Genomic DNA, 20,902 nt, shown 5'->3' with positions numbered 1-20,902 from the left:
GCTAAATAAATCAGATTGATAGGTGCTATTTTGACTTCTCCACTCGAACCACCATTTGAACTCGAACAAGAATGGCAACATCGAAATGACGATGAACATAAAATAAGGCGTGATGACCATCGTAGCCCGTATCAACGCGATCGTGCGCGTGTGCTTCACTCTGCTGCTTTTCGTCGCCTCCAAGCAAAAACCCAAGTTCACGGCACCACGGTAAACGATTTCCACCGAACTCGCCTTACCCATTCGCTAGAAGCCGCACAACTTGGTACTGGCATTGTCGCTCAACTCAAGAAAAAGCAGATCGAGTTTCGAGATCTTCTCCCCTCAGATAGCTTGATTGATTCACTGTGTTTAGCTCACGACATTGGCCACCCGCCTTATGGGCATGGTGGTGAAGTCGCGTTGAACTATATGATGCGCGACCACGGTGGCTTTGAAGGCAATGCCCAAACGTTTCGCATTGTCACACAGCTAGAACCCTACACCGAACATCACGGGATGAATCTATCTCGACGCACTCTGTTGGGGTTGATTAAATACCCTTCACTTCTTAGCGAAGTTCAAGCTAAATTACAGTCTGAGCCTGTTAAGCACCAACGACAACTCCGAGCCAAAGATTGGATGCCAGCAAAAGGCATCTACGATCATGATGAAGAACTTTTTAACTGGGTACTGGAGCCGCTTTCAAGCAGCGACCAACAGCTTCTAAAACAGAAAAGAAAAACGCATACCGAGCCACTTGAGCACAATAAGACCAAATATAAGTCACTTGATTGTTCAATCATGGAGTTGGCCGATGACATCGCGTATGGCGTACATGATTTAGAAGATGCCATTGTGCTTGGCTCTGTGACCAAAGCTCAATGGGTAGATTCAGCTTACCCTCAACTTAAAGAGATGGCCGATCCTTGGATTTGTGAACACCTAGATTCAATTACAGAGATGCTTTTCTCTGGTGAGCAGTATCGTCGAAAGGATGCGATTGGTGGGATAGTTAACGCTCTGTTGACCAGTATTTCTATTGAACGAGTGGATGCTAGCTTTGAGAATGTGCTGTTGGCTTACAATGCCGTGCTTGAACCGAGCATGGATGGCACACTCGATAAACTGAAGCACTTTGTCAGCGAGTTCGTGATTCAAGTCCCTCAGGTTCAGGTAATCGAATACAAGGGCCAACAGATCATCATGGACATGTTTGAAGCGTTCAGTGCTGATCCTGAACGCTTGCTGCCACTGCCCATCAAGAAGCAATGGCTACAGCATCAAGATGAATCGAGAAAGATGCGCGTGATAGCCGATTACATCTCATCCATGACCGATGATCTTGCGCAGAAAATGCATCAACAACTGTTCTCAGCTCATACGGAATTTTAACGGCGTACTCGCTTCAATGTGACGGCTTAATCTAAATAATTTTTCTCAAACACACCCGGCGGCATTTGATTGATTTGAAACTGAATCATTTGGTCAAATGCCGTTAGCAAAGGGCTAAAGTCACCATTACTCTCTAGCAAGCTAAGCAAATGATAGCCGGCTTCGACGGTAGAAAGGCTGTTTTCACTGGGCGCTTTACGGATTCGATAATTACCCTTGAGGTCTTTCGGTAAATGAACCGTGCTCAGCGCATGCAAGTTACTCGACACCTGCCACATCTTGAACGCCTTCTTCCACGTCCCATCCAATAAAATCACACGCAATTTCTTATTAGGAGATGTTGCCGACTCAACTGAAACAGAGTTTTCGCTTGGGTATAAAATCACATGTTGGTAATGTTCATTGGCCAGTAATGCGTTCAATTGTTTGTTGTCTGAAAAATCTTCACCGACAAACGTCACGCTGTTATTTAGAGATAACGAGAGGATACGCGCAGTTCCCATCGGGCGATGCTCTTCTGATGGGTGCTGAAGAATGATAAGCTCAACATTCGATTCGAGTGGTGTAACCCACTGACAAATACAAGCTTTCAAAGCCTTGCTGCATTGGGGGCAATAACGAGACATGGATTTAATGTGTACCCTGTTTTAATTTTCACTTCACTTTTATGCGTCTTATTCCAATTTGAGCCAATACAAGCTTGGGTCGTATGGGATAGCAATGCGATTGCCGAGGGGCAATGGTGGCGGATCCTAACAGGAAACTTTTCACATACCAACTACTCGCACCTTCTGATGAATCTAGCAGGCTTATGGATCATCAGCTATCTGTTTCAACCGAGTAAAAAACAGCTTGTTCTTGCTCTGCTTGTGATTAGTTTAGTGACTGGGATCGCTCTGTTGTTTTCGAGTATTCAGATCTATGTTGGCCTATCTGGCACTTTGCATGGGTTGTTTGGCTTATTCGCGCTCAGTGAGGCTTTAAACGGTAGGAGATCAAGTTGGCTGTTAGTATTGGGATTAATCGCTAAAATCGCCTGGGAGCAGCTTATTGGCCCTTCTAGCACGACTGGCGAACTGATTAATGCTCGTGTCGCGATTGAAGCCCACCTAGCAGGTGCATTGGCCGGAGGCTTCATATCTATCGCTTCATTTCTAACAAGTAGAAAAACGGATCAAAGTTGAATTCTTTCGCGGTTCTTTTCAACCGTAGCTTCACCTATCCCTTTCACACTCACCAAATCATCAGCAGTCGTAAACGCACCGTTTTGATCTCTGTAATCGACGATTTCTTGGGCTTTCTTGTCCCCAACACCAACTAATAGCGCTGAGAGTTCTTCTGCCGTCGCAGTATTGATGTTTACCGTAATCTCGATGCCATCGTAAAGCTCAGCTTTAGATGGGCTATCAGAAAACGCTGGGGAGCTCAGAGCCATCAGAAATGAAAGAAGTAGTGTTGAATATATCGTGCGCATAAACCGTTCCTTTGAACAAAAAACGTAACTTATGCATTTACCGCACTAGATAACACAATCACCAGACAAAAATAAAGCGGGTCACCTGAGTGACCCGCTTCGTTATACACCTTGTTTTCATCAGCTTGTTTGTTGGCTCGCAATTCTTATTTATCGAATAAACCTAATTTGCAAAACAACAACCATCGCATGTTGATTCTCGGTAGTCAGCCACCAAACAGACTTAACTACCGAGCTAATCTAACTCAAGCTAACCTGAGCTTACTGACCTTGACCCACTACGTAGTATTCAACGTCTGCATTTTTACGCAGTACGTTTAGTACATTAGTAAGGTCTTGCTGATTACCAACTCGTTCCAACTGTGCACCAATTTGAGTGCTGTAAGCTGGATTGATTTCAGCCGTTACTTTAGAAAGCTCAACAACAACGATGTTACCATCTTGGTCTTTAGATTGACCGAACACAGCTTGACCTGCTTCTGGTTTCGCTAGAGCGAATACAGACGACGCTAGTGGCGAGTTACGGTCAATCGTTTCAAGTTCAGTGAACTCAAGGTTGTTATCTGCAAGTACTGCTTCGTTACCTTGCTTAAGCTCGTTCACTAGAGAAACACCTAGCTCAACTGCTTGTTGCTCAGCTTGTACAGCAGACAATGCAGCGACAACTTGATCTTTCACTTCAGCTAGAGGAAGAACTGTCTCGTCGCGAGTCTCTTCTACACGAACAACAATCACGTGCTCAGGTGCAACTTCGATAACTTCAGAGTTCAGACCGTCTTCTTTCACTTCAGGGCTCAAGATAGCTTGCATAACTGCAGGCGTCATCAGAACTTCCGGAGCGTCAACTTGAGAGATGAAATCTGTTGTCGTGATCTTCGCATTGATAGCTTCAGCAGAGTCATCCAAAGAATCTGGGAATTCAAACGCTACTTTCTCTAGCTCAGTTTGCTGTTCGTAGAACTGGTCTACAGCATGCTGGTCTAGTAGTTCTTGCTTAATCTCAGCCGCTACTTCTGTATAAGGCTGAGCTTGAGACGCTTTTACTTCGTCTAGCTTGATGATGTGGTAGCCAAAATCAGATTTAACTAGGCCAGTAGTATCGCCAATATTCTCAAGAGCGAAAGCCGCGTCTTCGAATGCTGGGTCCATAACATCGCGTTCAATCCAACCTAAGTCACCGCCAACATCTGCACTACCGAAGTCGTCAGATTTCTCTTCCGCTAGCGTAGCAAAATCAGCGCCTGCATTTAGCTCGTCTAGGATTGACTGAGCTTTCACTTCGTCATCGCCTTGAACTAAGATGTGACTAACTTTACGTTGCTCTTCAGTTGAGTACTTGTCTAGGTGCTCTTGATAGTATTTCTGTGCTTCTTCATCGCTTACTTCAAGCTGAGACTTAAGTGCTTCAGCTGAAAGCTCGATGTAAGACACCTTAGCTTGCTCTGGACGAGTGTAAGCTTGAGGGTTCTCAGAATAGTACTGTTCGATTTGCTCGTCAGTTAGCTCGATGCCTTTCGCTAGATCAGCAACCGACAAGGTCACTGTACGAATGTCACGAGTTTGAGCAATAAGTTTGCTTTGCGTATCGATTTCGCCTTGAAGAACAAATTCACTGCCTTGAAGCGCAGTCACAAGCTGGTTACGCATTAGGTCACGACGCATGTATTCAGCGAAGCTTTCTGCGCTGAAACCTGCACGACGCAGTGCTGATTGGTAAACTTCTTGATCAAATTGACCAGCAGTTTGGAACTGAGGCATTTCTAGAATCATTGTACGGATTTGAGAATCACTGATTCGTAAGCCTAGTGACTCAGCTTGCTGCTCAAGTAGAACATCGTTGATCATGCGATCAAGTACTGATTTACGGAAAGACTCTACGTATGCAGGGTCTGCAAGCATTTGAGCGAAGTAATCGCCAAGTTGAGACTGCATACGATTACGTTCGTTTTGGTAAGCTTGTTCGAACTCACCACGAGCAATTTCTGTGTTGCCAACTTTAGCTGCTGCGTTGTTACCGCCACCGGTGATGTAGCTGCCTACACCTGCGAATACGAATGACAGGATAATCAACCCAAGGATAATTTTTACCGCGATGCTATTCACGCCTTCGCGTAATCGATCCATCATAATTTAAGTGCTCTCCGGATATGAAGCATTGGCTTCAAAATAAAAATCTATTCACGCGATATTATCAGAAAAAGAAATGCGCATCAGTAGGATGCGCATAATTTAAATAAGTTCAATGTGCTTTGCACACATACTGTCTAAGAATGAAACATCATTTTTCAAACAGTAAACGCATTTTACTGCCTTCCCCTCTCTAAAAGCGAGGTTTCAGCAGTGAAAATTAGTTACATGCGTCTTTAAGTGCTTTACCTGCTTTGAAGCCAGGTACTTTAGCTTCTGCGATTTGGATCTCTTCACCAGTTTTTGGGTTACGACCTGTACGAGCAGCACGAGTACGAACACTGAAAGTACCAAAGCCAACAAGTGCAACTTGGTCACCTGATTGTAGCGTTGTGCCAACTGCTTCGATGAAAGCGTCTAGAGCGCGACCAGCTGAAGCTTTAGAGATGTCTGCGTTTTCTGCGATTGATTCTACTAGTTGTGTTTTATTCACTGTTTTTCCCCTATGTGTCATCTGTGACTACTTCTCGATGACTGTACGTTCCATTTTGGTTTTAATTTAGCCGCAAGCCTTATTGCAAAAGGGCTGCCGCTTTAGTCAAATAACTTAGCGTCCAAAAAAAACGCTGACAAGCCTTTTCGGGTCTATCAGCGTAATTCTTTACTTATTTTTGCTATGCATCACTATTTTTTCACGTCAAACTCGACCCCTGACGGATCTCGTTCTAGCGCGACTTTAAGTACTTCATCAATCCATTGGACCGGAATCACCTTTAAGTCAGCGATTACATTGTCTGGAATCTCTTCCAAATCACGCTCATTGTCTTTAGGAATCAAGACAGTTTTGATGCCGCCACGGTGTGCTGCAAGCAGTTTTTCTTTCAAGCCACCGATAGGTAAAACTTCACCACGAAGGGTAATTTCACCTGTCATACCGACCTCAGCTTTCACAGGATTACCCGTTAGGCTGGATACCAATGCAGTACACATTGCGATACCCGCACTTGGGCCATCTTTTGGTGTTGCACCTTCCGGTACGTGAACGTGAATATCACGTTTCTCGTAGAAATCTGTGTTAATACCCAGATTTTCCGCACGAGAACGAACCACAGTCATGGCTGCTTGAATCGACTCTTTCATCACATCGCCAAGAGAACCGGTTTGCGTTAACTTACCTTTACCTGGCATTGATTCAGTTTCGATAGTCAGTAGGTCACCACCCACTTGAGTCCACGCTAAACCCGTCACTTGACCGATACGGTTACTCTCATCCGCTTTACCAAAGTCATGACGTTGAACGCCTAAGTACTCTTTCAGGTTATCAATGTTAACCGTTACAGACTTAAGGCTGCTGTCTAGCAAGATATTCTTAACTGCTTTACGACAAATCTTCGAGATTTCACGCTCTAGATTACGCACGCCCGCTTCACGCGTGTAATAACGAATAATGCCAACGATAGCTGAATCTTCGATATTAATCTCGTGAGGCTTAAGACCGTTACGTTGAACTTGTTTGTCCAGTAAGTGACTTTTAGCGATGTTTAGCTTTTCATCTTCTGTGTAACCCGACAGTCGAATCACTTCCATACGGTCCAGTAACGGGCCAGGAATATCCATTGAGTTAGACGTTGCAACAAACATGACGTCTGACAGATCGTAATCTACTTCTAGGTAGTGATCGTTGAATGCAACGTTTTGCTCTGGATCTAACACTTCTAGAAGCGCTGAAGACGGGTCGCCACGCATATCAGAAGACATCTTATCGATTTCATCTAATAGGAACAGTGGGTTCTTAACACCAACTTTAGACATCTTCTGGATCAGTTTACCCGGAAGTGAACCGATGTAAGTACGACGGTGACCGCGGATTTCCGCTTCATCACGTACGCCACCAAGAGCCATACGAGTGTACTTACGGCCCGTTGCCGCTGCAATCGAACGGCCTAGCGAGGTTTTACCTACACCAGGAGGACCAACAAGACAAAGGATTGGACCTTTTAGCTTGTTAATTCGATTTTGTACTGCCAAGTATTCAAGGATACGTTCTTTAACACGCTCTAAGCCGTAGTGGTCTTCATTCAAGACCTCTTCCGCTTTCGCTAAATTCTTTTTAACTTTTGAACGCTTAGCCCAAGGAACACCAACCATCCAATCAATGTAGCTACGTACTACTGTTGCTTCAGCAGACATTGGCGACATCATTTTCAGTTTTTGCAGTTCTTGCTCGGTTTTTTCACGAGCTTCTTGAGGCATTTTTGAATCTTCGATCTTCTTCTTCAGAGTCTCGAATTCATCAGGTGCGTCATCCATCTCGCCAAGTTCTTTCTGAATCGCTTTCATTTGCTCATTCAGGTAGTACTCGCGCTGAGATTTCTCCATCTGCTTCTTAACGCGGCCACGAATGCGTTTTTCAACTTGCAGGATGTCAATTTCTGACTCCATTTGGCCCATTAAGAATTCCAGACGTTCTGTCACATCTGCAATTTCTAGAACGTGCTGCTTATCAACCAATTTAAGTGGCATGTGCGCTGCAATCGTATCGGCTAGGCGTGCAGCCTCATCAATACCGTTCAGAGACGTTAGAACTTCTGGTGGGATTTTTTTGTTTAGCTTAATAAAGCCTTCGAATTGATTGATCGCGCTGCGAACAACCACTTCTTGTTCTTTTTCGTCAAGTTCTGAGGTTACAACGTATTCGGCATCCGCTAAGAAAAACTCACTCTCTTTGAACTGGTGAATTTTTGCACGCTGCTGACCTTCGACAAGTACTTTCACAGTACCATCAGGCAGCTTTAGCAACTGAAGAATAGTAGCGACTGTGCCTACGTCAAATAGGTCGTCGATTGAAGGCTCATCAGTGTCCGCTTCTTTCTGCGCTACAAGTAGTACTTGTTTATTAGCTTCCATTGCCGATTCAAGGCAAGTAATCGATTTTTCACGACCGACAAACAATGGAATAACCATGTGTGGGTAAACCACTACATCACGTAGAGGTAGCACGGGGATTTCGATACGCTCGGAACGTTCCAAGTTCATATATTTCTCTCTTCCGCTTTAACTTATAAAGCAGTATATGGGGCTTAAACGACTGGATTCAATGGAAGAATAAAAAAAAGGAGGTAATTGCTTACCTCCTTTTTCAATTTGAGTGACTTGTCTAAAAAAGACCTACTCTGCAACCGCTGCTTGGTTATCTGAGTTGCTGTAAATCAACAGTGGTTCTGACTCACCATTAATTACCGACTCATCAATCACAACCTTGCTTACATCTGTCGAAGATGGCAGTTCGTACATAGTTTCTAGTAGAACACCCTCCAAGATAGAACGCAGACCACGAGCACCCGTTTTACGTTCCATTGCTTTCTTCGCAATTGCACGTAGAGCATCGTCGCGGAATTCTAATTCAGTCTCTTCGATTTCAAATAATGCTGCGTACTGCTTAGTAAGCGCATTCTTCGGTTCACAAAGAATTTGAACTAGAGCTTCTTCGTCAAGTTCTGTCAATGTCGTTGTCACGGGTAGACGACCAATGAATTCCGGAATTAGACCGTACTTCACGAGATCTTCAGGTTCAACTTGAGTGAACAGTTCACCCACAGTTTTTGCTTCATCTTTTGAACGCACTTCTGCGCCAAAACCGATGCTCGAACCTTTTTCTACACGTTGCTCAATCACTTTATCTAGGCCAGAGAACGCTCCGCCACAAATAAATAGGATCTTAGACGTGTCCACTTGCAAGAACTCTTGCTGTGGATGCTTACGACCACCTTGAGGTGGAACTGAAGCAACTGTACCTTCAACAAGTTTAAGTAGAGCTTGCTGTACACCTTCACCAGACACGTCACGCGTGATTGATGGGTTTTCAGCTTTACGAGAAATCTTGTCGATTTCATCGATGTAAACAATGCCGCGTTCCGCTTTCGCTACGTCATAATCACACTTCTGAAGCAACTTCTGGATGATGTTTTCAACATCTTCGCCCACATAACCGGCTTCGGTTAGTGTTGTTGCATCTGCCATTGTGAAAGGAACGTCTAGGAAACGAGCCAGTGTTTCAGCCAGTAGTGTTTTACCACTACCAGTAGGACCGATAAGAAGAATGTTACTCTTACCTAGCTCTACGCCTTCAGCTGTCGTGTCACCATTACGCAAACGCTTGTAGTGGTTGTATACCGCAACTGCTAGCACTTTCTTCGCGTATTCTTGACCGATTACATAGTCGTCAAGATGCTCACGAATCTCACGCGGCGTTGGCAGCGATTCCGATTCTTTCTTAGGAAGAACATCTTTAATTTCTTCACGAATAATGTCGTTACAAAGATCGACACATTCATCACAAATGTAAACAGAAGGACCTGCGATTAACTTGCGAACTTCGTGTTGGCTTTTGCCACAGAAAGAGCAGTAAAGCAGTTTACCGCTACCACCCTCTTTGCTTTTATCTGTCATTCGCTAACCTCTTAGCCTTTACTCTCTATGCTTGAGTGTATATCAATTTGAATCACTTTGCGTTAAACAATTGCCGTGCAATTATTGACCGCGGTGATTAAGAACTGAATCTACCAAGCCGTATTCTACTGCTTGATCAGCAGACATAAAATTATCACGATCTGTATCACGCTCAACAACTTCTAAAGGCTGACCAGTGTGCTCTGCCAATAGTTTGTTTAGCTTTTGTTTGATCGTTAGGATCTCTTGCGCGTGAATTTGAATATCAGACGCTTGGCCTTGGAAGCCGCCAAGTGGCTGGTGAATCATTACACGTGAGTTTGGAAGCACGTGACGCTTACCGGGAGTACCACCCGCTAGTAAAAATGCACCCATAGAGCAAGCTTGACCCATACATACTGTGCTCACGTTTGGCTTGATGAACTGCATTGTGTCATAGATAGACATGCCCGCTGTTACGCTACCGCCAGGTGAGTTGATGTAAAGATAGATATCTTTGTCTGGGTTTTCTGATTCCAAGAAAAGCAGTTGAGCCACGACAAGATTTGCCATGTGGTCTTCCACTTGACCTGTTAAGAAAATGATACGTTCTTTTAATAGACGAGAATAAATATCGTAAGAACGTTCACCACGGGAAGTCTGTTCAACCACCATAGGAACTAGTGCGTCCATAATCGATGGCATTGTATTTTTTTCTTGGTAGCTCATATTCTTATGTCCCTAAAATAAATGGCCCGAATGATTAAATCATACGGACCATTGTTAGCAGAATTGTTGACCGTACGTCAACCTTCTACGTCAGATATTACTATATTAAGCAGGTTGCTGATTCATTAGCTCGTTGAAGCTAACTTCTTTATCAGAAACTTGAGCTTTAGCGATGATTGCATCAATAGCTTGCTCTTCTAGAGCAACATTGCGCATGTTGTTCATCATTTGCTCGTTTTGCTCGTAGTAAGCAATAACTTCTGTTGGATCTTCGTATGCTGTAGCCATCTCTTCGATGATAGCTTTAACTTTCTCGTCGTCAGCTTTTAGCTCTTCAGTCTTGATTACTTCACCAAGAAGAAGACCTACAACTACGCGACGTTTAGCTTGCTCTTCGAACAGCTCACGTGGAAGTTGGTCAGCAGCTTCAGTGTTGCCACCGAAACGTTGAGCAGCTTGTTGACGTAGAACACCGATCTCTTGATCGATTAGAGCAGAAGGTACGTCGATGTTGTTTTCGTTAACTAGACCGTCAATTGCTTGCTCTTTGATGCGGTTCTTAACAGCTTGCTTAAGCTCACGCTCCATGTTCTTACGAACTTCAGCTTTAAGGCCTTCAACGCCTTCAGCTGCGCCGAACTTAGAAACGAATTCTTCGTTTAGTTCTGGAAGCTCACGAGCTTCAACTTTGTTCAGCTTGATAGAGAACTTAGCAGCTTTACCTTTTAGGTTTTCAGCGTGGTAATCTTCTGGGAAGTTTACTTCGATTTCGAATTCCATACCTGCTGTTTTACCAACGATACCGTCTTCAAAACCAGGGATCATGCGACCAGCACCCATCTCTAGTGGGAAGTTCTCAGCTTTACCGCCTTCGAACTCTTCACCGTCGATAGAACCAACGAAGTCGATAGTTGCACGAGAACCAGCGTCAGCAGCAGCTTCAACTTCAGTCCAAGTTGCTTGTTGCTTACGTAGAGTTTCGATCATCTCTTCAACGTCAGCTTCTTTAACTTCTACTGCTGGTTTCTCAACCGTGATGTTTTCTAGACCTTTCAGCTCAACTTCTGGGTAAACTTCAAAAGTTGCGTTGAATACTAGGTCAGCGCCTTCGTTGTTTTCAACTGGTGCGAAAGTAGGTGCGCCAGCTGGGTTAATTTTCTCTTTAACGATCGCTTCGATGAAGTGACGTTGCATTACTTCGCCCATCACGTCTTGACGTACTGCTTTGCCGTACATTTTAGCAACCATCTTCATAGGCACTTTGCCTTTACGGAAACCATCGAAACGACGGTTTTTCGCGATGTTGCGTAGTTCAGCTGTAACTGCATCTTCGATGTTAGCAGCAGGAACAGTAATATTAAGACGGCGCTCTAGGCCTTCTAGCGTTTCAACAGTAACTTGCATTATATAAACCTCAAAACTGGCTCAGTAATCTGAGCATATGAGCCGTAACTTAGCTTTAATTCAAAAGCCGACGTTGTTGGCTGCATTCTTGTGTAGTGCTCTATCCGAACACCTAATTTAAAATCGAGCATTGATGTCTGAATTGATTATTCAACCAAACACCAGACTAATCAGCGATATCTTCGTTCTTCACATGCTTATTGAACGTTCTCACGCAGTTATAAAACGTTTTCACGTACTTATAAAACGTTCTCACGTACTTACAAAAAGCAGTGAAGCTTGTTTTCGGAAACAAGAAAGGTATCTCCGATTAGCCTCAGGACAGAAATTTTAGATGCGACATTCTAGCGATCTGTTTAATCTCTGTCGAGCCGTTCACCTCTGCATGATGATGAATGCTCTAAATTCGTCCAACTAAATGATACAAAAATGATCAAATCATCACTTAGCACAACAGAAATGGGGACAATAGCGACTTTTTCAAGGGAATCGAGGGCTTTTTTTGCTAAAAACCTTAAAAAGAGATCTTGCTCTTGTTTTACCCCTCAGAGTCGATAACTTTTTCAACAATCCCCGTTACAAACCCTTAACCTACCCCCATCTGTCGACTTTCTCCTTTCAGCAAAAACTACCGCTATTTGCTACCATAAATGAGAGAAGACGGGCTTGATTGATTACCAAAGAAATTAGCGGAGAGCCTTCATGTTTCAAGCTTTTAGAATCCCAATACTATTAATGGCCATATACAGTCTACTGATGGTCTTTGGCGGTCATTGGGTATGGAGTACTAGTCATGAAAGTTTGTTAAATGATCATCAATCTAAGCTAAACCGCTTTTCGGTTCATATTTCAAGCCAATTGGATAAGTTCGCGCACATTCCCGAGCTGCTTTCAAAAGACAAAGAACTGGTCGATGCCCTTCACTCTCCAAGTAACTCTGCGCAAATCGAGCTCACCAATCGCTATCTAGAGCACGTAAATTCGGTGATTCAAGCGTCCGACACTTATCTATTAGACAGCATTGGCACTACTATCGCAGCCAGTAACTGGAATCAACCACGTTCTTTTATTCGTCGAAACTTTGCTTTCCGTCCCTACTATCAAGAAGCCATTCAGGGCAATGAAAATCAATATTTTGCGCTAGGTTCAACGTCTGGGAAGCGAGGCTATTATTATTCTTATCCGGTCTCCTATGCCGCTGAGATTATTGGCGTCATTGTCGTAAAGATGGATTTATCGCTGATTGAAGCAAGTTGGAAAGGCAAACAGAGTTTTTTTGTTGCTGACGATAAAGACCAAATCGTATTCATGTCGAGTAATCCTGAATGGCTGTTCAAAAGCCTTCAGCCGCTGAGCCAAGCACAGCAAGCTCGAATTCAAGAAAGCAGGCAGTATCTCGATACCAAAATCGAAAGCCTTCACTTCTCTGGTGATTTCGAGAGTGCGACTAGCAATATTGAGTCTCCGCACAAGCTCGTCCAAGAGCAATTCTTTAGCTCTTCACGCTTCTTAGCCGAACCGAAACTCACTATACGAGTATTTTCTCCGACCCACTTAGTTTGGTGGGACCTGGTGGCTTACCTAGTGGTTTTGAGCCTTATCTTTGCGATTATTTATCTAACGATGCAGCTCAATCACCATCGACAACAAAGGCGTGCCCAAATTGATAGACTGCAATCTGAAGCCAAGCAAAAACTAGAATTTCAAGTGCTTGAGCGCACATCAGAGCTGCACGTCGAGATTAAACATCGTATCGAAACCGAGCATGTACTGAGGCAAACACAAGACGAACTCATCCAAGCCGCCAAACTGGCGGTGCTAGGGCAAATGTCGGCAAGCATAAGCCATGAGTTGAATAATCCTCTCGCTGCGATTCGCAGTTATGCCGACAACGGCCGACTGTTTCTTGCCAAAGAAAAGATCGATCGTGTCGATGACAACCTCTCGCGAATCTCGGCGCTCACTGATCGCATGGCGAAAATCAGCCACCAGCTTCGCTCCTTCGCCAAGAAATCCACCGCGGAAGAGCTACACACGTTGCAGATACTTCCCGTATTACACTCGTCAAGAGAGCTGATGAAACCACAACTCAAGAGTGAACGAGTTAAGGTTAACGAACTCCCTGAAACCTTTGATGCTTGCGTGCTCGCCAACGCCATTCAATTGGAACAAGTGATCATTAATTTGCTGACCAACGCGATTCAGGCGATGGAACAACAAGACGACAAGCAATTAGCTATTCTGTTAGAAATTAGGGAATCCGACCATCAACAAGCCAGCACCTTGCTGATTCATGTCGATGATAATGGCCCCGGCTTCACTTCCTCTTCGAGCGGAGATTTTTTTGAACCTTTCCATACCACCAAGAAAAATGGACTTGGACTTGGGTTATCGATTTCTCAACAAATAATCCGCGGAATCAACGGCAAGCTCGCTACCGGTCACAGCCCTCAAGGTGGTGCTCGATTCAGCATAGAGTTGCCCCTTGTTGAGCAAGAACAAAAAGAAAAAAAACCAACACCCAAACCAAAAACAACAGACTGAGATTAAACCGTTAACAAGCTAGCTATTTAACAAGCGAGCCAACCAACAAGCAAAAAACTCAGCGATAATCAGAATACAAAGAAGTAAAGGAATCACTATGTGTCACGTCTATTTCATTGATGATGAATCCGATCTAAGAATGGCGATTGAACAGAGCTTTGAGCTCGCCGATATTGAAGCGGAGTTCTTTCCCGATGCCGAATCTGCTCTGCTCGCAATTCAAGAGAACGGCTTACCCCACGTAATCATCACTGATATCTGTTTACCGGGTATTTCCGGGCATGACTTGCTCAACACCGTAATGCACAAAGACAAAGAAGTCCCCGTAATCATGATCACTGGCCACGGCGATATCTCCATGGCCGTGCAAGCGATCCAAGACGGCGCTTATGACTTCATTGAAAAGCCGTTCGCCAATGAACGTCTAATCGAAACTACTAAGCGAGCGATAGAAAAACGCCAACTTACCCTTGAGAATCTTGAATTAAAGCGCTCTCTCAAGGCCAGTAAAGCGCTTGGACCAAGAATCATTGGTGACACGCAATCAATGACCGATCTGCGTTCTATCATCACCCACGTTGCCGACACTAACGCCGATATTTTGTTGTTTGGTGAGACAGGCACGGGCAAAGAATTAGTCGCACGATCCCTACATGAGCAAAGCAGTCGACGAGAACAAAACTTTGTTGCCGTCAATTGCGGGGCGGTTCCAGAAAATCTGATTGAAAGTGAGTTGTATGGCCATGAAAAAGGCGCATTCACAGGTGCTGAGAGTAAACGCATTGGCAAGTTCGAGTTTGCTCAAGGCGGAACCCTATTCTTAGATGAGATCGAATCTATGCCGATGCAGGCACAAATTCGCCTGTTACGTGTCTTGCAAGAACGCGTCATCGAAAGAGTTGGCTCAAACGGATTGGTCCCACTTGATATTCGAGTAATCGCCGCAACCAAAGTTGACTTGAAAAAGGCAGCTGAAGAAGGGACTTTCAGACAAGACCTTTACTACCGATTGAATGTTGTCACCCTAGATTTACCGCCGTTGAGAAGCCGCCAAGAAGATATCCCAGCACTCTTCCACCACTTCTTACTGGTCGCTGCGGCACGTTATGGCAAAACAGCCCCGGCAATTCCACAGAAAGAACTGCACGAGCTTTTAGCCCACGATTGGCCGGGAAATGTACGAGAATTGCGTAACACTGCGGAGCGTTTCGTACTTTTAGGCAAGCTATCTCACTTATCAGACAGTACTTCGGAGTCGACCCAACATTTGTCGTTAGCAGAACTGGTTTGTGATTTTGAGAAAAACACGTTAAAGCAAGCGCTTATTGAGTGTAATGGCAGCATCAAAGAGACGATGGATCGGCTGCAACTTCCCCGAAAAACACTCTACGATAAGATGCAAAAACACCAGCTAGTGAAAGAGTCATACAGACAAAACGAAAACTAAATTAGATTTGGGAGCAAGATCACCTATACTTATTTTGATAACAGGATGTTATGCAATCAAAGTAATAAGGAAATAACTATGGGTGAGAAAACAAGAGTTCCCTCGATCACCGATACTTTCGAGATAGATGGTGTTTTTTATACTGACAATCATGTCGATCTATACACGCCAGAATTAGAGGCAAAAAGAGCGCTGTATGAGCAGATTGATTCAGGTTCTAGATATGGCAAGATTATCGATGAGGAGGTTTAACCCTCCTCATCACTTCGTTGTTACTTCACTATCTACTTAGTGATTATCTCTGGCCCCATCAACGTGGTCGGTAACCATGTTGATACCCAAGGTACGTAAGTTACGATAATCAAGAACAAGAACATCACGCCAACCCACGGCAACGCTGCTTTTACCACGTTCATCATCGACATCTTCGCGACCCCGGCGGTCACAAACAAATTGAGCCCCACAGGCGGCGTTATCATCCCTATCTCCATGTTCACAACCATCATGATGCCTAGGTGAATGGGGTCGATGCCCAGTGCAATTGCAATTGGGAATACCAATGGCGCAACGATGATCAGCAAGCCTGATGGCTCCATGAACTGCCCACCAATCAAGAGTAGAACGTTCACCACAATCAAGAAGGTGATCGGACCTAAGCCTGCAGAAAGCATAGACTCAGTGATCATCTGAGGAATGCGTTCCTCTGTCAGTACATGCTTAAGAATCAGAGCATTGGCAATGATAAACAGCAGCATGATCGTCAGCTTACCTGCATCATAGAGCGTGTCTTTGGTATCTTTATGGAAGAAGGTTTGGAACACCTTAACCAAAGCAGGCTTTGTATTCTTCTTGTCAGCGAAAGGCCCCATATCTTTATAGATAAAGTTGGCAATAAAGAACGCGTATACCGCTGCAACAGCCGCCGCTTCCGTCGGTGTAAAGATACCGCCGTAGATACCACCCAAAATGATGACAATCAGTAGCAGACCCCAACTTGCGTCTTTTGCTGCTGCGAACATCTCACCCCAGCCCACAAACGGCTGTGCAGGAATCTTCTTAATACGTGCTGCAATGTAGATAGCAATCATCAACATCACACCTGCCAACAGGCCAGGAATCACGCCACCGAGGAACATACGACCTACAGATACATCCGTCGCCGCAGCGTAAACTACCATCACGATTGACGGTGGAATCAAGATACCCAAAGTACCCGCATTACAGATAACCCCTGCCGCGAACTCTTTTGTGTAGCCGTTTTTGATCATACCAGCGATAACAATACTACCGATTGCCACTACCGTTGCTGGAGACGATCCAGATAACGCTGCGAACATCATACATGCCACAACCGACGCCATCGCTAAACCGCCGCGGAACCAGCCGACCATTGCGATAGCAAAACGGATAATACGTTTCGCCACACCACCTGTAGACATGAAACTAGAGGCCAAGATAAAGAAAGGGATCGCTAAGAGTGTGTAGTGGCCTGCAAATGCATTAAACAGCGTTTGTGCAACCGAAGCTAGTGACGCATCTGAATGCATCAATAAGAATATGACGCTTGATAAACCGAGGGAAATCGCAATTGGCACACCGACCAACATGAAAGCAATTACCATTAAAAATAGAAATAACATTGCCATGATTAGTCTTCCTTACCGTTAGATTTTGTACCCGACTCATTCGCCTTGTTTTGCTTAGTCGAATCCAATACCGCTGTCGCGTCTTCATCAGAACCCGCTAAAACATCAGCTTTCAATGCATCCAGCTCTTCTTCGGCTTCATGGCCCGCAATCATGCGGTCAAGTTTGCCTGTCGCCACTTGATAAGCGATTTGGATGAATCGGAACGTCAGCATTGCCATACCAATCGGCAGTGCCATGTAAGGAATAAAACGTGGCAATTTCTCGTATCGTTCGCCTTCATTCAGCCAGTCGGCAAGGAACTGAAGCATCTCTGGCATTGGAATATCATCGGTTTCATACCAAGCGCGCTCAGTCGCGAACGGGTACCAGTAATTCCAAGAACCGATAAGAAGTAAGATTGAGAATGCTAGGCAGCTTGTGACGGCGATTAACGCATACACTTTACGTAGCTTTTCTGGGGCAAGGTTAATGATCACATCAACGCCAATGTGGAAGTGCTTTTTGACGCCATAAGATGCGCCTACTAACACCATCCAAGCGAACATGAACACGGTCAATTCCAGTGCCCATAAGATGTTGTCGTTGAATGCGTATCGAAACACCACATTGGCAAAAGTAAGTAGCGTCATTGCGCCAAGGAAAAATGCGATTAATGACTCTTCAATCACATCCGTAACTCTTCCGACTTTGGAAAAAAGAGAGGTTTCCAGTGCTGATTCGCTAGAATTTGGTTGTTCCATTTGAGGATTATCCATAATTGACTCCGCTTATAGTTATTTTAATAAGGAGTGGCGAAATGCACGCCACTCCTTTAGCGGTGTTATTGGTTTGAAGCTAACGCTGCATCGATAAGATCTGAACCGATGTCTTTTTCAAACTTCTTCCATACTGGTTGAAGCGCAGTTACCCATGCTTCACGCTGTTCAGGCGTAAGCGTACGAACCTCACCACCCGCTTCGATGATGTTGTTTTTGTTCGCTAGGTTAACTTTTGAAGATTCTGCGTTACGCGTCTCAGACACTTCTTGAACGATAGTGCCAAGTTGCGTACGTACATCTTCAGGTAGGTCTTTCCAGAAGTCGTTTGACGTTACAACTAGGTAATCCAAGATACCGTGATTGGTTTCAGTCACGCCGTCTTGTACTTCAAAGAACTTCTTACCGTAGATGTTTGACCATGTGTTCTCTTGGCCATCGATAACCTTAGTTTGTAGGCCACCGTATACTTCTTTGAAAGACATCTTCTGTGGGTTAGCACCCAGTTGTTCAAACTGAGCAACCAATACGTCTGATGCTTGAACACGGAATTTCAAACCTTCCGCGTCTTCAGGATTGATAAGAGGTTTGTTTGCTGACATCTGTTTCATGCCATTGTGCCAAAACGCTAGGCCTTGTAGACCACGACGCTTCATCGCGTTCTTCAGCTTTTCGCCAGACTCTGAGTTTTGGAAACGGTCAACAGCTTCTACGTCTTCAAATAGGAAAGGAAGGTCAAAAATGCGGTATTTCTTAGTGAACTTCTCAAATTTAGACAGCGATGGTGCCGCCATTTGAACATCACCATTTAACAGGGCTTCCAGTACTTTATTATCATCGTAGAGTGTTGAGTTTGGGAAAACTTGCATACAAGCTTTGCCATTCATTTCCGTGTTTACTCGCTCTTCCAGTAAAGAAGCGGCAATGCCTTTCGGGTGCTTGTCGGTATTGGTTACATGACTGAATTTAATCACGATTTCACCTGGGTCACAGTTTGCAGCAGCATTAAAACTTGTGAGCGCCAGAGCAGATACAGACAGCAGGGTAAGAGGCTTAAACATTATTATTCTCCTTAGTAAACAAAGCAGCCCTTCAATGGGAACTGCGTGCTTTCACTAAGGCAATTAACGCGCCACATTGACACAAACCATTAACAACCCTTTAACTATAAGGCTTCATGATATCTGCCTGCTGCAATCGCCAACTCGCTGCAAAAATTAATGGGTGGAAAATGACACATCGAATATTTGTAAATGGGTGGGAGTTGACCAAAGCATCAGTGATAAATGAGGTCTGACCAAAAGCCCCTTTCACGATGATGCCTTGAAGTAATTTCTACCTATCCTGTAGAGTGCTGCACAACTTAGTCAGATTTACTACAACGCTACTTAATAAGAGTTGATATCAATGAGCCAGATCTACCATCACCCAGTACAAATTTACTATGAAGATACCGATCACTCAGGTGTGGTTTATCACCCTAACTTTCTAAAGTACTTTGAGCGTGCACGCGAACATGTATTGGGTAGCGATAAACTGGCAACATTATGGAATGAACATGGATTAGGTTTTGCGGTATATAAAGCCAACATGACTTTTCAAGATGGGGTTGAGTTCGCTGAGATCTGCGACATCCGAACCTCTTTTGAACTTGATGGCAAATACAAAACGCTATGGCGACAAGAAGTGTGGCGTAAAGATGCAACCAAACCTGCGGTGATTGGTGATATCGAAATGGTTTGCCTAGACAAAGACAAGCAACTGCAGCCCGTGCCTGCTGAAGTATTAAAAGCGATGCTTGGCGAAACGAACTAACTTCATCTCACCAAACTCGCTTAAAAGAGATGAGACGACGAAAAAGTTCTCATCTCTAATTGCATTAGAAGACTCGCCCCACCAAGCGTAACCGCAAATCGATACTGCTCATCCAACTGCCCTAAGCAACATTGCCAATCTGTAGAACTATCGGTTTGCTCAGTAACATCCAACCCAACTCCACTGTATATGCTGATTTCACCATGCAATCTAATTTCATCCGGCAAGTTTGGCTGAAAATCCGAAGCGTGAAGTGACAGTGTTTGCTCCGTCAGATTGGAGAAATCAAACGAAAAGCTTCGCAACGATGTAGCTAGCCCCTTGCCCGTCGCTTTGATATACGACTCCTTCAGCGCCCACAGATCGAAAAAGCGCTCTCTTTGTTCTTCTTTGCTGAGCTCAAGTAAATCCGTCAATTCCGTATCTGAAAAATAGTGCTTCATGATCGAGTCGATATTGGTCGAGCTTCTGGCATGTTCGATATCGACGCCTAATTGAAGTGACTTCCCTTCTCTCTGGCAAACTGCGATTAACAAATGTTCTTTGCTATGACTGATATTGAAATTCAGGCCAGTTTCTATTTGTTGTTTCTCAATTAACCTTGGCTTCCCTTTCTCACCATATTCAAAGCGCCACGCTTCAGGCATCAAATCAGAATAGCTAGACAGCACCTTTCTTAGGTAGTTTCGAACATACAGGGCCTGAATTTGAGATGAGGGCATTCGATAGCGCTCAACTTTGGCAATCTCATCGGCTGTCAGTCTCTTTTTGAGCTGAGATACATTGTCTGGCTGGTCATTCAAGTTACTCAGAGAACATAGCCACAAATCAACAACGGGAGTTTTCATTTAACTCGAACTCACTTCTATAAATCACTCTTCAAAACACGATTGGAACAATCCAATCGAACAAATTTAACTCACCTATGAATTAAGTGGAACCTAGAGAATACGGGAGGGAAACCCCCTTCATATGAGGACTTAAAACTAATTTTTCAAATAATAACAAATTAAAACACAGATCACACTTAGCCTTATACAAGAGGCATCCATTAAATGTTACTTACAAAAATATGACATAGATCTCACCAAGTCAAAATATAGAGTAAAAACACTAAAAAACAACCCATACCCATTAATTATCAATAAGTTAATTA

Annotated in this window: 18 protein-coding genes and 1 pseudogene; 6 read left to right on the top strand and 13 right to left on the bottom strand. The window is 44.2% G+C overall.

Annotation, left to right across the window (positions count from 1 at the left end; all coding sequences use genetic code 11):
- Nucleotides 1-30 precede the first annotated feature (30 nt).
- Nucleotides 31-1,374 (top strand): anti-phage deoxyguanosine triphosphatase, encoded by a 1,344-nt coding sequence (locus DUN60_RS03000; protein WP_114633133.1) that lies wholly within the window; start codon nucleotides 31-33, stop codon nucleotides 1,372-1,374.
- Between the two features lie 26 nt (nucleotides 1,375-1,400).
- Here the strand turns inward: DUN60_RS03000 and DUN60_RS02995 are convergent, their stop codons facing one another.
- Entirely contained in the window at nucleotides 1,401-2,000 is a 600-nt protein-coding gene (locus DUN60_RS02995; RefSeq protein WP_114633132.1) for a tRNA-uridine aminocarboxypropyltransferase, read from the bottom strand.
- A gap of 9 nt (nucleotides 2,001-2,009) precedes the next feature.
- Here DUN60_RS02995 and rrtA point away from each other — a divergent pair, with 9 nt between their 5' ends.
- Nucleotides 2,010-2,558, top strand: a complete 549-nt coding sequence (gene rrtA, locus DUN60_RS02990) for a rhombosortase (protein ID WP_065682117.1) — start codon at nucleotides 2,010-2,012, stop codon at nucleotides 2,556-2,558.
- Here rrtA and DUN60_RS02985 read toward each other — a convergent pair.
- The 8 genes and pseudogenes from DUN60_RS02985 to DUN60_RS24960 all read right to left on the bottom strand — a co-directional run.
- Nucleotides 2,549-2,848 carry a ComEA family DNA-binding protein gene (locus DUN60_RS02985; RefSeq protein WP_054548192.1) on the bottom strand — a complete coding sequence of 100 codons (300 nt, stop codon included), beginning with the start codon at nucleotides 2,846-2,848 and terminating at the stop codon, nucleotides 2,549-2,551. The genes rrtA and DUN60_RS02985 overlap by 10 nt on opposite strands.
- 261 nt (nucleotides 2,849-3,109) lie before the next feature.
- The gene (ppiD, locus tag DUN60_RS02980) at nucleotides 3,110-4,975 is read right to left on the bottom strand and encodes a peptidylprolyl isomerase (RefSeq protein ID WP_114633131.1); all 1,866 of its coding nucleotides are present in this window, start codon (nucleotides 4,973-4,975) and stop codon (nucleotides 3,110-3,112) included.
- Nucleotides 4,976-5,195: 220 nt separating this feature from the next.
- The gene (locus DUN60_RS02975) at nucleotides 5,196-5,468 is read right to left on the bottom strand and encodes an HU family DNA-binding protein (RefSeq protein WP_004736083.1); all 273 of its coding nucleotides are present in this window, start codon (nucleotides 5,466-5,468) and stop codon (nucleotides 5,196-5,198) included.
- Between the two features lie 191 nt (nucleotides 5,469-5,659).
- Complete coding sequence (gene lon, locus DUN60_RS02970; RefSeq protein ID WP_114633130.1) at nucleotides 5,660-8,011, bottom strand: endopeptidase La; 2,352 nt, start codon at nucleotides 8,009-8,011, stop codon at nucleotides 5,660-5,662.
- Between the two features lie 132 nt (nucleotides 8,012-8,143).
- Nucleotides 8,144-9,424 (bottom strand): ATP-dependent protease ATP-binding subunit ClpX, encoded by a 1,281-nt coding sequence (clpX, locus tag DUN60_RS02965; protein WP_004736081.1) that lies wholly within the window; start codon nucleotides 9,422-9,424, stop codon nucleotides 8,144-8,146.
- An 81-nt stretch (nucleotides 9,425-9,505) separates the two neighbouring features.
- The gene (clpP, locus tag DUN60_RS02960; RefSeq protein WP_004736080.1) at nucleotides 9,506-10,132 is read right to left on the bottom strand and encodes an ATP-dependent Clp endopeptidase proteolytic subunit ClpP; all 627 of its coding nucleotides are present in this window, start codon (nucleotides 10,130-10,132) and stop codon (nucleotides 9,506-9,508) included.
- Nucleotides 10,133-10,237: 105 nt separating this feature from the next.
- The gene (tig, locus tag DUN60_RS02955; protein WP_004736079.1) at nucleotides 10,238-11,536 is read right to left on the bottom strand and encodes a trigger factor; all 1,299 of its coding nucleotides are present in this window, start codon (nucleotides 11,534-11,536) and stop codon (nucleotides 10,238-10,240) included.
- 356 nt (nucleotides 11,537-11,892) lie between these two features.
- Nucleotides 11,893-12,075: pseudogene (locus tag DUN60_RS24960) on the bottom strand (hypothetical protein); the annotation flags it as partial.
- Nucleotides 12,076-12,238: 163 nt separating this feature from the next.
- Here DUN60_RS24960 and DUN60_RS02950 point away from each other — a divergent pair.
- The 3 genes from DUN60_RS02950 (at nucleotide 12,239) to DUN60_RS24505 (ending at nucleotide 15,779) form a co-directional block, all read left to right on the top strand.
- Nucleotides 12,239-14,080 carry a sensor histidine kinase gene (locus DUN60_RS02950; RefSeq protein WP_114633129.1) on the top strand — a complete coding sequence of 614 codons (1,842 nt, stop codon included), beginning with the start codon at nucleotides 12,239-12,241 and terminating at the stop codon, nucleotides 14,078-14,080.
- A 97-nt stretch (nucleotides 14,081-14,177) separates the two neighbouring features.
- Complete coding sequence (locus DUN60_RS02945) at nucleotides 14,178-15,527, top strand: sigma-54-dependent transcriptional regulator (protein WP_114633128.1); 1,350 nt, start codon at nucleotides 14,178-14,180, stop codon at nucleotides 15,525-15,527.
- Nucleotides 15,528-15,605: 78 nt separating this feature from the next.
- Nucleotides 15,606-15,779: a hypothetical protein gene (locus DUN60_RS24505; protein WP_162838728.1), complete on the top strand. Its 174-nt coding sequence runs from the start codon at nucleotides 15,606-15,608 to the stop codon at nucleotides 15,777-15,779.
- A 32-nt stretch (nucleotides 15,780-15,811) separates the two neighbouring features.
- Here the strand turns inward: DUN60_RS24505 and DUN60_RS02940 are convergent, their stop codons facing one another.
- The 3 genes from DUN60_RS02940 to DUN60_RS02930 all read right to left on the bottom strand — a co-directional run bounded on the left by DUN60_RS02940 (nucleotide 15,812) and on the right by DUN60_RS02930 (nucleotide 18,992).
- Complete coding sequence (locus DUN60_RS02940; protein WP_004736074.1) at nucleotides 15,812-17,173, bottom strand: TRAP transporter large permease; 1,362 nt, start codon at nucleotides 17,171-17,173, stop codon at nucleotides 15,812-15,814.
- A 2-nt stretch (nucleotides 17,174-17,175) separates the two neighbouring features.
- Nucleotides 17,176-17,931: a TRAP transporter small permease gene (locus DUN60_RS02935; protein WP_076671185.1), complete on the bottom strand. Its 756-nt coding sequence runs from the start codon at nucleotides 17,929-17,931 to the stop codon at nucleotides 17,176-17,178.
- Nucleotides 17,932-17,996: 65 nt separating this feature from the next.
- Nucleotides 17,997-18,992 (bottom strand): TRAP transporter substrate-binding protein, encoded by a 996-nt coding sequence (locus DUN60_RS02930; protein ID WP_012604509.1) that lies wholly within the window; start codon nucleotides 18,990-18,992, stop codon nucleotides 17,997-17,999.
- A gap of 346 nt (nucleotides 18,993-19,338) precedes the next feature.
- Here DUN60_RS02930 and DUN60_RS02925 point away from each other — a divergent pair, with 346 nt between their 5' ends.
- Nucleotides 19,339-19,746 carry a thioesterase family protein gene (locus DUN60_RS02925; protein ID WP_016784706.1) on the top strand — a complete coding sequence of 136 codons (408 nt, stop codon included), beginning with the start codon at nucleotides 19,339-19,341 and terminating at the stop codon, nucleotides 19,744-19,746.
- A gap of 20 nt (nucleotides 19,747-19,766) precedes the next feature.
- On the opposite strand, the gene DUN60_RS02920 is transcribed toward DUN60_RS02925, so the two are convergent.
- Nucleotides 19,767-20,594, bottom strand: coding sequence for a 4'-phosphopantetheinyl transferase family protein (locus tag DUN60_RS02920; protein ID WP_114633127.1), 828 nt, complete (start codon nucleotides 20,592-20,594; stop codon nucleotides 19,767-19,769).
- Between the last annotated feature and the right edge of the window lie 308 nt (nucleotides 20,595-20,902).

This window comes from Vibrio splendidus, from assembly GCF_003345295.1.
Lineage (GTDB): Bacteria > Pseudomonadota > Gammaproteobacteria > Enterobacterales > Vibrionaceae > Vibrio > Vibrio splendidus_K.
This window is presented reverse-complemented; position numbering and strand designations above follow the sequence as displayed.

Bases quoted from the DNA above. Each gene is read 5' to 3' on its own strand.
- DUN60_RS02995 (WP_114633132.1), bottom strand. From the start codon at position 2,000: ATGTCTCGTTATTGCCCCCAATGCAGCAAGGCTTTGAAAGCTTGTATT.
- DUN60_RS02985 (WP_054548192.1), bottom strand. From the start codon at position 2,848: ATGCGCACGATATATTCAACACTACTTCTTTCATTTCTGATGGCTCTG.
- ppiD (WP_114633131.1), bottom strand. From the start codon at position 4,975: ATGATGGATCGATTACGCGAAGGCGTGAATAGCATCGCGGTAAAAATT.
- lon (WP_114633130.1), bottom strand. From the start codon at position 8,011: ATGAACTTGGAACGTTCCGAGCGTATCGAAATCCCCGTGCTACCTCTA.
- clpX (WP_004736081.1), bottom strand. From the start codon at position 9,424: ATGACAGATAAAAGCAAAGAGGGTGGTAGCGGTAAACTGCTTTACTGC.
- clpP (WP_004736080.1), bottom strand. From the start codon at position 10,132: ATGAGCTACCAAGAAAAAAATACAATGCCATCGATTATGGACGCACTA.
- tig (WP_004736079.1), bottom strand. From the start codon at position 11,536: ATGCAAGTTACTGTTGAAACGCTAGAAGGCCTAGAGCGCCGTCTTAAT.
- DUN60_RS02950 (WP_114633129.1), top strand. From the start codon at position 12,239: ATGTTTCAAGCTTTTAGAATCCCAATACTATTAATGGCCATATACAGT.
- DUN60_RS02945 (WP_114633128.1), top strand. From the start codon at position 14,178: ATGTGTCACGTCTATTTCATTGATGATGAATCCGATCTAAGAATGGCG.
- DUN60_RS24505 (WP_162838728.1), top strand. From the start codon at position 15,606: ATGGGTGAGAAAACAAGAGTTCCCTCGATCACCGATACTTTCGAGATA.
- DUN60_RS02940 (WP_004736074.1), bottom strand. From the start codon at position 17,173: ATGGCAATGTTATTTCTATTTTTAATGGTAATTGCTTTCATGTTGGTC.
- DUN60_RS02935 (WP_076671185.1), bottom strand. From the start codon at position 17,931: ATGGATAATCCTCAAATGGAACAACCAAATTCTAGCGAATCAGCACTG.
- DUN60_RS02930 (WP_012604509.1), bottom strand. From the start codon at position 18,992: ATGTTTAAGCCTCTTACCCTGCTGTCTGTATCTGCTCTGGCGCTCACA.
- DUN60_RS02925 (WP_016784706.1), top strand. From the start codon at position 19,339: ATGAGCCAGATCTACCATCACCCAGTACAAATTTACTATGAAGATACC.
- DUN60_RS02920 (WP_114633127.1), bottom strand. From the start codon at position 20,594: ATGAAAACTCCCGTTGTTGATTTGTGGCTATGTTCTCTGAGTAACTTG.